This is a genomic window from Pseudorhizobium endolithicum, from assembly GCF_902153245.2.
Taxonomy (GTDB): domain Bacteria; phylum Pseudomonadota; class Alphaproteobacteria; order Rhizobiales; family Rhizobiaceae; genus Neorhizobium; species Neorhizobium endolithicum.
The window spans coordinates 1-516 of record NZ_CABFWF030000005.1; the positions used below are offsets into that span (position 1 = coordinate 1).

Annotated in this window: 1 pseudogene; it reads left to right on the forward strand. The window is 59.9% G+C overall.

The features are described 5' to 3' along the window. Window positions 1-139: 139 nt before the first annotated feature. Window positions 140-516, forward strand: a pseudogene (locus tag RTCK_RS03255) (DapH/DapD/GlmU-related protein); the annotation flags it as partial.

The following is a 516-nucleotide window of genomic DNA, read 5'->3' on the forward strand; positions in this document are numbered from 1 at the left end:
CATCTACAACGAGATCCATCCCCACTCCGCGCTCAAGATGGCTTCCCCACGGCAGTTCATCAGGGCTAAATCAAACTAGCTGACATGTCCGGCGAAACGGGGTGCACTCCACAGGCCGCTCGATGAGAACCTCTTGACGGCATTCATCCATGCCTTCTCGCATATCGAAGGAACGCATGTGAGCACCGGAGCCACCGTTGGCCCCTTTGCGCGGCTGCGTCCCGGAACTGATCTTGCCCCCAGGGCAAAGGTGGGGAATTTCTGCGAGGTGAAGAAGGCCGACATCGGCGAGGGCGCCAAGGTCAATCATCTCACCTATATCGGCGATGCCGTCGTCGGCGCCCATGCCAAAATCGGCGCCGGCACGATCACCTGCAACTACGACGGTCTGAACAAGCATGTCACGAAAATCGGAGCGCACGCCTTCATTGGTTCAAACTCGTCGCTGGTGGCGCCGGTCGCAGTGGGTGACGCGGCCTATGTCGGCTCGGGCAGCGTGATTACCGAAGACGTGCC